Annotated in this window: 13 protein-coding genes; 5 read left to right on the top strand and 8 right to left on the bottom strand. The window is 49.1% G+C overall.

All coding sequences use genetic code 11. The annotated features are described in order from the left end of the window. Window positions 1-18: 18 nt before the first annotated feature. The gene (locus tag LACSTY_RS00130) at window positions 19-630 is read right to left on the bottom strand and encodes a sugar O-acetyltransferase (RefSeq protein WP_087911239.1); all 612 of its coding nucleotides are present in this window, start codon (window positions 628-630) and stop codon (window positions 19-21) included. Window positions 631-768: 138 nt separating this feature from the next. Beyond that, window positions 769-2145: an Nramp family divalent metal transporter gene (locus LACSTY_RS00125; protein ID WP_087911238.1), complete on the bottom strand. Its 1377-nt coding sequence runs from the start codon at window positions 2143-2145 to the stop codon at window positions 769-771. 230 nt (window positions 2146-2375) lie between these two features. On the opposite strand from LACSTY_RS00125, the gene LACSTY_RS00120 reads away from it, so the two are divergent. After that, on the top strand, window positions 2376-3014 hold the full coding sequence (locus LACSTY_RS00120; protein ID WP_087911237.1) for a TetR/AcrR family transcriptional regulator: 639 nt from the start codon (window positions 2376-2378) through the stop codon (window positions 3012-3014). A 256-nt stretch (window positions 3015-3270) separates the two neighbouring features. Further along, window positions 3271-4044 carry a sulfite exporter TauE/SafE family protein gene (locus LACSTY_RS00115; protein ID WP_087911236.1) on the top strand — a complete coding sequence of 258 codons (774 nt, stop codon included), beginning with the start codon at window positions 3271-3273 and terminating at the stop codon, window positions 4042-4044. Window positions 4045-4150: 106 nt separating this feature from the next. On the opposite strand, the gene LACSTY_RS00110 is transcribed toward LACSTY_RS00115, so the two are convergent. Genes LACSTY_RS00110 through LACSTY_RS00100 form a run of 3 tightly spaced genes read right to left on the bottom strand, consistent with a single transcriptional unit; the run spans window position 4151 to window position 5862 of the window. Beyond that, complete coding sequence (locus LACSTY_RS00110; RefSeq protein ID WP_087911235.1) at window positions 4151-4471, bottom strand: hypothetical protein; 321 nt, start codon at window positions 4469-4471, stop codon at window positions 4151-4153. An 8-nt stretch (window positions 4472-4479) separates the two neighbouring features. After that, window positions 4480-5286, bottom strand: coding sequence for an HAD family hydrolase (locus LACSTY_RS00105; RefSeq protein ID WP_049172011.1), 807 nt, complete (start codon window positions 5284-5286; stop codon window positions 4480-4482). A gap of 24 nt (window positions 5287-5310) precedes the next feature. Then, on the bottom strand, window positions 5311-5862 hold the full coding sequence (locus LACSTY_RS00100) for a TetR/AcrR family transcriptional regulator (protein WP_049172009.1): 552 nt from the start codon (window positions 5860-5862) through the stop codon (window positions 5311-5313). Between the two features lie 185 nt (window positions 5863-6047). Here LACSTY_RS00100 and LACSTY_RS00095 point away from each other — a divergent pair, with 185 nt between their 5' ends. From LACSTY_RS00095 to LACSTY_RS00085, 3 genes are all read left to right on the top strand, one after another. Next, window positions 6048-6749 carry an ABC transporter ATP-binding protein gene (locus LACSTY_RS00095; RefSeq protein WP_087911234.1) on the top strand — a complete coding sequence of 234 codons (702 nt, stop codon included), beginning with the start codon at window positions 6048-6050 and terminating at the stop codon, window positions 6747-6749. Between the two features lie 9 nt (window positions 6750-6758). Further along, window positions 6759-9332, top strand: a complete 2574-nt coding sequence (locus LACSTY_RS00090; protein WP_087913206.1) for an ABC transporter permease — start codon at window positions 6759-6761, stop codon at window positions 9330-9332. Window positions 9333-9534: 202 nt separating this feature from the next. Beyond that, window positions 9535-10791 carry a cell wall hydrolase P40 gene (locus tag LACSTY_RS00085; RefSeq protein ID WP_087911233.1) on the top strand — a complete coding sequence of 419 codons (1257 nt, stop codon included), beginning with the start codon at window positions 9535-9537 and terminating at the stop codon, window positions 10789-10791. A 196-nt stretch (window positions 10792-10987) separates the two neighbouring features. On the opposite strand, the gene LACSTY_RS00080 is transcribed toward LACSTY_RS00085, so the two are convergent. The 3 genes from LACSTY_RS00080 to LACSTY_RS00070 form a co-directional block, all read right to left on the bottom strand. Beyond that, a complete protein-coding gene (locus LACSTY_RS00080; protein WP_087911232.1) occupies window positions 10988-12097 on the bottom strand; it encodes an NAD(P)/FAD-dependent oxidoreductase in 1110 nt (369 codons plus the stop codon). Window positions 12098-12114: 17 nt separating this feature from the next. Then, the gene (locus tag LACSTY_RS00075; protein ID WP_087911231.1) at window positions 12115-13188 is read right to left on the bottom strand and encodes an ammonium transporter family protein; all 1074 of its coding nucleotides are present in this window, start codon (window positions 13186-13188) and stop codon (window positions 12115-12117) included. Window positions 13189-14241: 1053 nt separating this feature from the next. Then, complete coding sequence (locus LACSTY_RS00070) at window positions 14242-14436, bottom strand: hypothetical protein (RefSeq protein WP_010490250.1); 195 nt, start codon at window positions 14434-14436, stop codon at window positions 14242-14244. Window positions 14437-14492: the final 56 nt, after the last annotated feature.

The following is a 14492-nucleotide window of genomic DNA, read 5'->3' as shown; positions in this document are numbered from 1 at the left end:
AGGTTCGTGCTGTCCATTTCAAAGCGACTCAATGTCAATCGGCTTCCCATGATCATACGTCTTCCGATCGTCATCCGTAATCTCACGAACAACCCGACACGGTGAACCAAATGCCACGACATTAGCCGGAATATCATGCGTGACTAAACTGCCAGCACCGATGACACTGTTATCGCCGATCGTCACGCCAGGCATGACCGTGACATTCGCGCCAAACCAGCAATTCCGGCCGACATGAATCGGCTTATTGTATTGGTACCCTTGTTCACGCAGGCTCGGATCAATCGGATGGGTGGCGGTTACCAAAGTTACGTTGGGACCAAACATGGTTCGATCACCCACGTAAATATGTGTATCATCAACCAACGTTAAATTAAAGTTGGCATAAATCCCACTGCCAAAATGAACATGGGCGCCACCAAAGTTAGAATAGAACGGCGCTTCGACGTAACTTCTTTCACCGATTTCTGCAAACATCTTTTTAAGCTGGGCGAAACGTTCTTCCTGATGGGTTGCTGGAATGCGGTTATACACGGCCACTTCATCAATATCGGCCAGCTGTTCTTTTTGCAAATCCGCATCCATCGGCTGGTAGAGTGCGCCATTGTGCATTTTTTCTTGGATTGTCATGCGATGATCCTCCTTTTTTACTCGTTCTCTCGCTAAATCGTATCACAGTCTCGGTACTCACCATAATGCGCTTTCTAGTTTACTCAAAAGGCCACTGGACAAAATCCCGCCCAGTGGCCTTTTTGCATGCTTTCATATTTATTTAACAAAGCCCAACGTCTGGGCAATCAAGTAAAGGTTCAAGATAATGAGCACCGCGCTGATGAGCCACGCCAGCCACTTGACCCAGGCGTGGTTGGCAAACTCGCCCATGATCTTTTTGTCGCTGGTGTAGCGCACCAACGGGATGACCGCGAACGGCAGCGCAACGCTTAGGAAAACCTGCGAGAATGTCAGCAGTCCCTCAATCTTGGCCTCGTTGCCGTGATAATAAATGGCGAAAATCAAGACCGGCGTGACGGACATGAGCCGCGTCAGAATGCGCTGTGCCCAGAGCGGCATTTTCAGATGAATGAAACCTTCCATAATAATCTGGCCGGCTAGCGTCCCGGTGATCGTTGAGCTTTGTCCGGATGCCAGCAATGCGATCGCAAATAACATGGAAAGCATCGGGCTGGCAATGGCGCCGACAATCTGTGAATTGCTTAAGGCATTGAAAAGATCTACAAAGCGGCCTAATGAGCTATTGGTGCCGAAGAAAAGCGCCGCTCCAAGAATTAACAGTAATGAGTTCACGATAAACGCCATCGTCAGTTGCAAGTTGGAATCAATCGTTGAAAACTTAATCGCCCGTTTGACATCGTCTGGCTTGCTGCGATCAATTTTACGCGTCTGGGAAATCGATGATCCAAGGAAAAGATCATGCGGCATGACCGTCGCACCCACGATCCCTAGTGAAAGGTACAACATGGATTTATTGGTAACAATATCAGCGTGTGGCACGTAGCCTTTTAACATTTCCGGCACGTTGGGTTGGGCCAAAATGACTTCATAGGCGAAAACCAGCAGAATGACGAGGACTAAAGTAGCAACCACCGCTTCGATTTTTCGAAAGCCGAGGCGCATGAGTAGTAACAGAATTAAAACATCTGCCGTAGTAATGATAATGCCGACAATTAGCGGCATCTTGAAAAGCAGTTTTAGCGCAATGGCCGACCCGATAATCTCGGCTACATCTGTTGCCATAATTGCTAATTCGGTAACAACCCAAAGAAAACCGCCCATGACACGTCCGGTATGCTCGCGCGTCATCTGCGCCAGGTCCTTACCGGTCACAATTCCCAGCCTTGCCGCCATTGCCTGCAGCAACATCGCGATCAAACTGGAAATCAAAATAACTGAAAGCAGTGAGTACTTGAATGAAGCCCCGCCGGCAATACTGGTAATCCAGTTACCGGGATCCATGTAACCCACGGCAACCAGAATGCCCGGTCCGGTATAAGCGACTAGTGTCCGCCAAAAACCGGCATTGTGCGGCACTTCAACACTGCCATTAACTTCATCTAGACTTTTACTCGGCGTGTCTTCAAAGTGAATGATCCGCTCACGTTTTGAGTTTTTATTTTCTTTTTCCATGATATAAAGCCCTCTTTCCATTGGTTTGAAATTTGGGTCTCGCTTGAGTTATCACTCAACATCGTCCGACATAAATATACACCCTCCCCAAGTGAGGTCAAGAAAAAGGTTAGGCTGGCTTAACTTATTGCCTAAAGCCCCTACTGACGGCACTCATCGCGTGCTATAATAAAACCACACTGCCGGCTTTAAGTTTTCACTTAATCCATTTTAAGAAAGGATCCTGGTACATGGCCAATTCAACTGATGACATGTTGCATCAAGCGCAATTATTTAATGATTTCACGGCTAAACAGAAACTGATTATCATCGCCGCCATTGATGTGTTTGCCGAGAAGGGGTTCGCCGCAACCAGTACGAAGGAAATCGCCGCGCGGGCCGGGGTCGCCGAAGGTAATATTTACAGTCGCTTCACCAACAAACGTGGCTTGTTGAATGCCATTATTACACCAGTACTCGACCAGATGTTCCCGGCCGAATTGGATGACTTCATTAAGTCTCGGTTGAATCAAGATTATGTGTCATTGGAAACTTTTCTAACCGTTTTAATCAAAGATCGCCTTACTTTTTTGCAGGCGAATGCGCAAATTATCAAAATCGTGCTATCGGAATTGTTGAATGACACGCAAGTTCGTGAACAGGTCATTGGCAACTTCACAGCCCAATATTGGCAGACGATGACGCATGATTTAACCGTCCTGAAACAACAGGGGGTGCTGGTCGACTGGCCGTTTGAAGATATTTTAAGAGCTATCTGGTCGACTACCAGCGGTTTGATTCTGGGATTTTTATACTTCAATCAGCCACTAGACGCCGATACCGTGAATCACAGTATTACCGCAACGATTAAGGCTTTATCGCCAAAGTAGTTGGTGGCGTGCACACATGGTGTAGCCTTCTGTTCCGGTAGTTCTGTGGGTTATGACTCACAACGGTGGTTGGTTTGCGTATAAAATAAAACTATGTGGTTTTGCTCAGGTTCACTTTAACGCGCTCCCCGGCGCAGAAACCTGCGTGTAAGGACCTTGGTTGCAATGGCCTAAGCCAGGGCCATCACGCCCAAGGCCACTTACACTCCGGTTTCTAACCGCGCCGGCTCACGCTCATTCTTTTTGAGGAGGATTCATGACTCTCGCAATTTTTATTTTCCTACTCATTGCCGGCATCGGTGCTGGCTTGACGGCCACGTTGGCTGGGCTGGCTTCGCTGGTTTCTTATCCCGCGCTGCTGGCCATTGGGGTGCCGCCGGTGATTGCCAACGTGACCAACACCGCCGCCTTGGTATTCACCGGTGTCGGCTCAGCAGTTTCATCCCTGCCTGAACTGCATGGGCGCGGCAAATTTCTGTGGCGGCTCATCCTGTTAGTTTCGCTTGGCAGCATTTTCGGCAGCGCCTTGTTGCTGATTGCACCTGCATCGACTTTTGAAAAAATTGTCCCGTTCTTCATTATTGCTGCGGGCCTGTTATTGTTGTTCAGCGGCAAACTGCCTACACAGGAACACCGCCCGGACGAACCGGCGCGCCGCCTGACATTTCGGCAAGAAGCTGCCCAAACCATCGTTATCTTCGTGACCGGAGCCTATGCCGGTTACTTCGGTGCTGCTGCCGGCGTCGTGATGTTGGCAACGTTGACCCTGACCGTGGATCAGCCCTTCATCGTGTCCAATTCAATGAAAAATCTGACCGGCTTTGCGGCCAATGGCATCGCCACCGTCATATACGCTTTCACGACCAAAATCGAATGGCTCATGGTCATTCCCCTCGGCATCGGCCTTTTCATCGGCGGCTATATTGGACCCATCATCGCCCGGCGTCTGCCAGTGCAGTTACTACGCGTCATCATTGCGGTTTTGGCTTTCCTGTTGGCCGCCAAGCTGTTCGCCCAAGCCTATTTTTAATGAAATTTTGACACTATCAAACAAAAAAACTTCTCAGCGATCATGTTGCAATGTGCAAATGATTGCTGAGAAGTTTTTTCTAACGCATATCGTACAAATGATTCAGTTATAACAACCAAACCGCTAACCCAAACAAAACCAAATGTACCAATAATCTTACCATATGATGGCTTACGTGCGGCTTGCCGTACATCGCTATCCCATTAAGCCACGCTACTGCGGACAAACCCAGCAACCCGATCAGCAAAACGATGACCGCGTTGACCTTATCCGGAATCACCGCCGCTGTCAGTACCAAAACCGCAGCCAGCGCCGTTAGCTGATTGAAAAGCGGGTTACCTTGTTTGGCTTGCCATGCCTGCCAAGCAACCAGCAGCATCACAAACCCATAACCGCCGATCACCACGCGCATCCCGATTGCCGCCATGCGCTCGCCTAGCCTTCCTGCGCCTGCAAGACTTGATCCATCACATGTAAAACGCCATATTCATCATTGCTACGGGTACGATATTTGGCATGCTGTGCCATACCCTGCGTCGCATTCGCCATTATATAACTGTAACCAACCGTCTCGAGCATCGGAATATCATTATCATAATCACCAAACGCCATCATCTGGGCAGTCGGAATATCAAAATGCCGACTCAAAATCCGCATCCCGCGGCCTTTGTTCACGCCAAGATTTTGAATATCCAACCAAGTTTCGCCACTCACCTGAACCGTATAATCCTGACCAAACACCGGCCGAAAATAGCGATCAGCATTCTTGCGACTATCCGCATTGGGAAAATAAATCGTGACCTTATCGACTTCTAGCGACATATCCAGCAAATTCGGCACCTTTTTGAGCTTGTGGTAAAACGGCAACAGCGCCGGTGCGTATTTGGCATCAACCGCATTGATATACGCGGCATCCAAGGCACATAGCACCGGAACGCCATCGGTTTTTTCAAGAATGAATGACACAATCTCGCGATACTTGGCCGCGGAAATCAAACTTTTTCCGATGATATGGCCATGCGTTGCCACTAAACCGCCATTATCGCAAACCAGCGAGATGTGCTGGCTGAAGTGTGGAAAAGTTTCCTGCAGCGTATATAACGGTCGGCCACTGGCAGCGACGAATTCGATGCCTGCCTGATGAAGCCGGTGTAAGTAACGATCAAAGTGCGGTGGTAAGACGCCTTTGCTGGTTAACAGCGTCTGGTCCATATCACTGGCAATTAATTTTACATTTCGCATCTTTTTCTCCCATAAACGAATTAGTTAGTGCGGCGCCCCTTTGGTAACCACGTTCTCGATCACCTTCGCAATCTGCTCCGGCGGCTCTTGCATGCCATGCTTCAGCCACATGGTTAATACACCCACGGCCCCATTAATGAAGAACGTATAATAATAATCGAGATGATCTTTATCGGTCTCGCCGTACCAAGTTTGATAACGTGACTGCGTTTGTGCCTGAATCGGCCGCACGATTTTTTGTAAAACCGAACTATCCGGTGTGGTTAAAAGAATCGTTGCGGCTTGCGGATGTTGCATGATGACCTTGAGAATCGGCACCAACATCCTGGTCATATCGTCTATTTTAACACTGAGATACGGTTGGATTTCATTGAGTAAATCGGTTTCAATCTGTTCGAATAAAGCCAAGGGTGACTGGAAGTGCAAGTAAAAGGTTCCGCGATTCAGATCCGCCTGGCGACAAATCTCCGTCACGGTGACGTCATCCAGCGCCTTGGTTTCCAAAATCTGCAGTAAGGCGGTCTTAAACCGACTCACCGTATACTGAACCCGGCGATTGTCCCGTGTCCCTGACATCAACATTCACCTCTAAACCAACATGATTTCAACAAAGTGTTCATTTCAAAACAGATTTTCCGTTTCTGTGCTTGAACGAACACTTTTAATCTAACATAATGTCATTCAATGAACAACGTGTTGAGTTTATGAGCACAGCGGAAGCACATGCCCAGCTCAATGCGATTGCAGGAGGTTTTTTAATATTGGCATATATCGAAGTCAAACATGAATCCAAACGTTACAAAATGGGTGAAACCACCATTACCGCCAATCAGGATATCAACTTTACCGCGGATCAAGGCAAGCTGACGGTCATTCTTGGCCCCAGCGGTGCGGGCAAGTCGACGCTGCTGAATATTTTGGGTGGAATGGATTCGCCCACAGAAGGGGAGGTCTGGATTGACGGGACTGACATTGCGACGTTTTCCGATAAGCAACTCACGGCTTTTCGGCGGCACAATGTCGGTTTTGTTTTTCAGTTTTACAATCTAATCCCGAACCTGACGACTAGGGAAAACGTTGAGCTGGCTGGGTCCATTGTGAAAGATGCGTTGGATCCGACCACGGTATTGCAGCAAGTTGGTTTAGGCGCGCGGCTGGACAATTTTCCTTCGCAGCTTTCCGGCGGCGAGCAACAGCGGGTGGCCATTGCCCGCGCTTTGGCGAAAAATCCGAAGCTGTTGCTGTGTGACGAACCCACTGGCGCGCTTGACTACAAGACCGGTAAGCAAGTGCTGCAACTATTGCAGGATGCCAGCCGCAAAGATCATAAAACCGTTTTGATCATCACCCACAACGCTGCGATTGCCAAAATGGCTGATCGGGTAATCGAAATCAATGATGCGCAGGTCCGCAACATTCATGACGAAGCCGCACCAACGCCAGTCGCAGACATTGAGTGGTAGGTGATCAGTTTGAAACCATTAACGAAAAATCTTTGGCGAAACATTCGCGATTCATTGGGCCGATTCATCGCAATTGTTATCATCATTATGCTTGGCGTTCTTTTATTTGTCGGGGTCAAAGCGACTGGGCCAGCGCTTAAGGACTCCTTGAACACGACTGTTAAAGCCGATCATCTCGCTGACAGTCAGCTCCTGGCAACTACCGGCGTCACCAAAGCCCAGGTCAAGGCAGCACAATCGGTTAGCGGCACTCAGGCAGAAGCCGTCAAGTTCAAATACGCAATTGGTGGCAAGGCCAGCGATGTCGTCGCCTTGTATGGCTATCGGAAAACAGCCACGATCAACCGCCTCCACCTGACCAGCGGCCACTTGCCGACCCACCATAACGAAATCGTGCTAGATTCAGTCGCCAAAAAAAGCGGCTACAAACTCGGGCAGCATTACACCTTCGCCCGCAGCAGCGGTCTCAACCGGCGAACTTACACGATCACCGGCTTCGCGGACTCCCCGGCCTACATTGAAGACACCAGTCGCGGATCCGCCAATATCGGTGATGGCACGGTCCGGTATTTTGCCTATATTCCTGATCAGCAAATGAACATGCCCGTCGTCTCGCAATTGAACATCCGCTTCCCGGGACTGCAAAAGCGCGACACATTCAGTTCTTCTTACAAAGATGCGGTTGCCGCCAAAATGAAACAAGTCAAACGCCGCGTCAAAGCACAGGCACAAAAAGATTTGCAAACCATGATTGAAGCCAAAATTGTGCAGGCCGCCACCAAGAAGGCCACTGCCCAGGCCACCGCAGCAGGTATGCCAGCCAGTGCCGCTGCAACCACCGCGCAGGCCGCTATTCAGAAGCAACAAGCAACTCTGAAAAAACAAGCCGTTACCCGTGCGCAGAAGCAACTATCCACCAGTCTCACTTGGCAAACCCGTGATGACTTGCCAGGATTTGGGGACTACGGCGGTTCAGCGGATCGAATTGCCGCAATTGCCAACGTGTTTCCGGTGTTCTTTTTCCTTGTGGCTGCCCTCATCACCTTTACAACCGTCAGTCGCATGGTCGAAGAAGCCCGCGCACAAATCGGCACGTTCAAAGCACTCGGTTACGGCAAATGGGCCATTGCCCGTAATTACCTTGCGTATGCAGCACTGGCCGGGTTATTCGGCGGAGTCATCGGCGTTTTTGCCGGCAATCTCAGCATTCCGCGTATCGTCTTGAGTTTGTATAAAAACTACATCCCACTCAAACAAGTCGTGACACTGCAATGGCCACTCATTGCCTTGTCGATCGTACTCGCCTTAATTGCCACGTTGGGCGCCGCCATCATCGTTGTCCGCAACGAATTAACCGAAAAACCGGCAGCCTTGATGCGTCCGCGGGCACCTAAATCCGCTAAACGCATTTTACTCGAACGGATCACCCCGTTATGGTCGCGGCTTTCGTTTAATCAAAAGGTCAGTTACCGCAACCTTTTCCGGTATAAATCACGGCTCATCATGACCATTCTTGGCATCGCCGGCGGAACCGCCTTAATTCTTACCGGCTTCGGCATCAAGGATTCCATCACTGCCACGGGCACCTTGCAATACAATGATGTGGTTCATTACCAAGCCATAGCTCGCTTGGCGGATGGTAAAACTCCTACAGCAGCGCGCACCGTCTTGAAGAAAAGCAATGCCTATCGCAGCGCCGGCGCCGTCAGCAGTGCCGTGGCCAAGCTCAGCGCCAATGGCCACCAAATCAGCGATGTTAACCTCTTTGCCCCATCAAGCGGCAGCTCCCTTGAACCGTACGTTAGCCTCCGCTCAACCAAAACCAACCAAAAGCTGACGTTGCCGCGTTCCGGCATCGTTATTACCAGCAAAGTGGCCAAATCACTTAAAGTCGGCACTGGCGATCGCTTAAAAATCACCACAACGGATGGCAAGAAACATAGCTTTAAGATTAAAGGCATCGCCAAAAACTATGTCGGTCATTTTACCTATCTCTCAAACACCAGCTATCGGCAACTTGCCGGTCAGCACACTAATCCCAATACTTTGCTCGTCCGCTTACGACCGCAAACTACTAAGCAAAACGACCGGCTAGCCAAGCGTCTTTTGAATCACCACGCCATTGTCGGCATCAGCTTCACCACCACAGCGAAAAAGACGCTTAGCAACATGAGCGGCATGCTCGATCCGATTGTCCTGATCTTCATTCTCTTGAGTGCCGTTTTATCCTTCGTGGTCCTGTACAACCTGAACAATATCAACGTTTCCGAACGCATTCGGGAGTTGTCCACGATCAAGGTGCTGGGGTTCTTCGATCGTGAAGTCACCATGTACATCAGTCGCGAAAGCATCGTGCAGACCATTGTCGGGATTCTATTCGGCTATGGGTTAGGTAACCTTTTAACGGCGTATATTTTGCAACAGGCAGAAACTGCCGACGTCGTTTTCCCACTGACCATCAGTTTCACCGGCTACCTCACTGCCACGCTGCTGATGATCGGGTTCACCGCCATTGTCACTTGGCTCACCCACCGGCGCCTTCAGCGGGTTGACATGGTCGAAGCGCTTAAATCCAACGAATAACTTACAATTTTGTCATGCAGTCGCAGCGCACGGCTGCTTTTTTTCATCCAAAATTCACCAAAACTGCCGAATAAAAACCTAAAATCACGTAAATTTGACCGCCAGATGAAGATTGAGAACAACTCCTAACAGTTCTGTAATGGTGACGTAACATTGACACGGTAAAGTAGCCTTTAGTTAATTAATTAAGGGTGAGGTCAAAATGAAATTCAATAAAGCTATGATTACATTGGTTGCCGCAGTTACCTTAGCAGGTTCTGCCAGCGCCGTAACACCGGTTTTCGCTGACACAAGTGCCAGCATCGCTTCTAACAAAAGCGAAACGAACGATTTATTAAAACAAATCGAAGCAGCCAACACTGAGGTCATCAATCTTAACAAGCAGATTGATGATAAGAATTCGCAAATCAGTGATGCCACAGCCAAGATCAGTGCAACAGATGCCCAGATCAAATCATTGAGCGGCCAAATCACGGCTGCCCAAAAGAATGTGACGGCACGGAAGAACAACTTGAAAGACCAACTGATTTCCCTTCAAAAGAAGGCTGGTAGCTCGGTTAGCGGCAATGTCTACATCGACTTCGTGTTGAACTCACAAAGTCTTTCGGACTTGATCGCCCGCACCATGACCGTTGGCAAACTCAGCCAAGCCAGCAAGGAAGCGCTGGACGCTGTGACCGTTGCCAAGGACAAACTGGCAGGACTGAAGAACCAACAGGAAACAGCGCGTCAGACGTTGGTTTCAACCAAGTCATCGCTTGAAACCCAGAAGTCTCAGTTGGTTACCTTGCAAAAGACAGCTAGCGACAAGCAGGATGCCTTGAACAAGCAAATCAATGATCACCGTGACGAATTGGTTGCATTGCAGAGCCAGTTCGCCCAAGAACAGGAAAAGACCGCTGCGGCAACTCAAGCTGCTTTGAAGACAGTCGCTGCATCGACCGGTTCTGCATCAAGCAAGAGTGCCGACAGCAGCAGTTCAACAAATAAGGCTGCTTCAAGCCAAAGCACCCTCTCCACAACCAGCACTTCTTCCAACAGCGGTGCCTCATCATCCGTCATCAGCAACAACACCAATTCAGGTAGCGGCAGCCATGCTGATTACAGTAGTTCAGCCAACACTTATCCTTGGGGTCAGTGCACCTGGTATGTTAAGTCTGTTGCTTCATGGGCAGGCAATGGCTGGGGCAACGGCGCTGAATGGGGCGCTTCCGCTGCAGCTGCAGGCTTCACGGTTAACCACACACCGGCAGCCGGCTCAATCATTGTCTTCGCTGCTGGCCAATCCGTTGGCGGCCAATGGACTGCTGATGGTCAATATGGTCACGTTGCTTACGTTCAATCTGTTTCCGGCGACAGCGTCACCATTTCCCAAGGCGGCATGGGCTTCAGCTCACCAACCGGCCCGAACACCCAGACCATCTCTGGCGCAAGCAGCTACACTTATATCCATCGGTAATTTTACCCACCCTTAATCACGTCTTGGGATCCTATTTTCGGATACCAACCTAAAAATACCGCGGGAACCAAAAGAAGCCTCTGAATCTTTGCAAGTGCATAGATTCGGAGGCTTCTTTTTATGGTTGTTGTGGTCATTGCATTGCCGCGTCTTCAGCGCAACAGGCAATGCAACGACGCGGCAGATGCATTGAATCCTAGCAATCGCACGCCACATCGCATGTGTCGCAATCGTCAAGATAGAAACTGTTGGCACGACTCACCGTTACAAAATCGCCAATGTCCCATTTTTCCCGTGCGGCTATTTCATTCACGATGACACCAAACCGTTGGCGAAACTTGTAAATGTAGCAAAAGATCGCTTCTTGGTGGCGAACGTCCGGACCGACAACAAACACGTTTTTGGCGCGGGTCGATTCATCAACGTCACTTAACTTGATTTCGCCATCAGCACTTTCGAAAAGTTCCGGCCATAATTTTAGCGGGCCCGGGTTAAATCCCGTGCACAGGATCGGTTTGTATGGCGTCGTGATGGTGCGGCCGTCGGTGAACCACAACTGATACTGTGATGGGGAATCGCTGGTCACCGTTTTTAAGGTTGCATTTTGTTGTAAGGTGATCCGATCCGCAACTGCTGGCGGCAAATCCAAGAACCGACGCCGAGTGTATGGAGCCAGGCGGATGCTGGGATCAGGTGAAGCAGCGTTTAAGCCGGTCGATTCCGTGATCATCAAAACTTTATGCCCAAGCGTGGCCAGATTGATCGCAGCATCCACGCCGCTTTCATTGCCACCGATGACAATTTGGGTTTCCCCTGGCAAATCCTGCCAAGAATGCACCTGCTGATAGTGAATGACATTTTCAGGGTGATCGGTTAACTTCGGAAAAGCGAATTGCCCGACTGCCATAATCAGATATTTACTTTCAACGACACCGTGATCGGTCTCAATGGTGTAGCTGTCGGCGTTGGCTGTAATGGCGCCAACACGTGTATGTTCGGCAATCGGTAACGTATAAGTCTCTGCCACCAGCTTCAAATAATCGACAAACTGAGGCCCGCTAAGATGTTCGGTTCCCAGCGTATAGGCCGGCGACGTCTCCATGGTAACAGCATTTAAGTCCGGCATGCCGAAACCATTGCTGGTAAATGATGGCGTGATAAAACGGGTTTCTTTTGGCCAGTTGCGAAAACTTTCGCCAATCTCACCTTGCTCCAAAATCTGAAATTGCTGACAACCTAATTGTTTCAAAATGACGCCGACGCCAATTCCGGCTGCCCCGCCACCAATAATCGTAATTTGATTCATGTTTTTATCTCCTTATGTCAATCCAGACGCTTACTGTCACGCACCGTTAAGCGATTCAGGCCGGTTTCACTCACATGCGCCGTAGCCTGAGCCAAAATGGTGCCGACAACGGCCAAACCGACCGCCAACAAGACCGCCAAAAGCTCCACGCCGGCAAAACGGACACCATCTTGACGCATCACCATTCGCGCCACAATCAGCCCGATAACGCCAGTCAATCCGCCAACCGCATTAATCGCAAAAGAATCAACTGCATCGTAGAATCTTTTAGCATGTTGCATCTGCACGACCGCCGTCTGACATAACCCGCCGGAAACAACGGCGACTACGGCCATGGTGCCTGCGCCGACATAGCCGACCAAAGCCGTACTCGTCACCAATCCGCATAAAATGCCATTCAGTAAATCACCTAAGCTCACCGATTGCGTTCGCCGATACGTCAACCAGCACCAGCCGGCAATCGCCGCCAAAACCGCAATGAGCGTTTTGATCAGCACCTGCAAAGCCTCGGCATTCAGACTACCCACCGGCGCTAAATTAAAGCCTAACCAGCCCACCAGTATCATGATCGTTGCGGCATAATCTGTACGAAAATCATTCGCCACAACCGCCTCACGACTGCGGGTCAACGACTTTGCCAAGACAAGACTGGTCAGCCCTGCCGTCAGATGCACGACAATACCGCCGGAAAAATCCAGTGCACCCAGTCGCTGCAACCAACCACCATCCGACCATAGCCAATGCGCGAGTGGGCAGTAAACCAACGCCGTCCAAACCGGCACAAAAATCACCAAGTAACGGCCATGTTTAAAACCAACAACGGTCCCGATCAACATGGCGATCGCATATAAGTAAAAATCCATCTGCACCAAACCACCCAGCAAATCCGCAAAACGATTAACCTGTAACAGATTGGTGCCAAACGCCAGGTAATTCCCAAACACCAACCAGCAGCCGATCGCCACCATCAACGCAACGCTCATGGTTAAAAGTGCCGGCTGCTGCCGCGAGCGAGGTAACATACCCACGTATAACAGCGGTACGCTAAAGATCATCGGCAGCATGATCAGGAAACAGACAAGTGCAAACATAAATGACCCCCTTTGAGCTTTCGTCAGCTTGAAAATCAGGCTGAGCAAGCGTTAGTGACCTTTTGCTATTCAGTTGTGAATGATCGCTTCTACCTATAGACATGCGGTCAGTGAGTGATTGCTATTTTTGAAACTACCTACCTCGCTTTCTAAAACGTAACCATTACGATTAAGAAGCGACTGTTACCTTATCATTTGTTGGTTAGTGGTGTCAACTGATATTTTTGGCAAAAAAAAGACAACACCCTGGAAAAAGTGTCGTCTTGATGCCAATTCTAAAAAAAACCGGCATACATTAATTCCGATTAAACATGGTCACAAATGATCTTTTCTTCCAAAAAGGTTGACCGTTATTTCCGCCACGGACACGACAAACCAAATAAGCGGAATAATCGTTAATATATTCAGCATGGCCTGTCCGAATGTATCACCAAGCAACATTCGAATAACAACATTGAGCAGGCCACAAATCAACCAAAAAAACAGCCTTCGAAACATAAGGGATTGTTCTCCAACGAAATAGGCCAAATCTTTCTTGGCACTTAATTCTTAAGTCATGTTCTCCAAGGTGAGAATTATCGATATTTCCTCGAATAGAAATAATAGGCAAGACCGAGGCCAGTTCCCAAAAGCAAGCAAATCAAGATTAGAACGGGATTGAACCAATTGTTAGGATTGGTGTTGATATTTGTGTTCAATAGACCGCAACGGCACACACTGCGACGACGACCAGAACAGATTTAGGTTTTGGTGTCATATAGCTTCTCCTTTTCTCTGAGTGATTGGTAATGGCAATGAATGCCAGCATCGAAACTAAATACATCATTGATGTAAGGTCTCTTACAAAGTCATCTTCGCTTTTCCAGTTTATGCATAAACTGCCATTCTTTGGCGAAGAAAAAATAAACGTTGGCTTTTGGCCAATTAACGTCGATTTAATCGTTTAACCTTGCTAATTGATGGTCTCCACGCTTTAAACCAAAAAAAGACACCCGAAGTTCCACACAATCACTGTGGAAGTTTCAAGTGTCCTTACGCCGTACAAAATTTTTCTCAAGCTTTCTGCCGACCATATCCCTTCAAGGTTGCCCGAATCGCAAATCCCAAAGCGATGAGTGCAATGGTGTACAAAGCGACATTGCCGTAGAACTTACTGATCGGGTTCCAGAATACCGGCCAGAAGACTTGGTAGAGCCAGAAGCCAACGACTAGCAGGCCCCAGAAAATATTGATCCAGATTTTTTTCATGGTACACACTCCCTTTTGCTGAGCGTGAGCTGGCGCGTTCAGGAGCCGGAGTATAA

It is taken from the genome of Lacticaseibacillus styriensis, assembly GCF_030770295.1.
GTDB classification, from domain to species: domain Bacteria; phylum Bacillota; class Bacilli; order Lactobacillales; family Lactobacillaceae; genus Lacticaseibacillus; species Lacticaseibacillus casei.
This window is presented reverse-complemented; position numbering and strand designations above follow the sequence as displayed.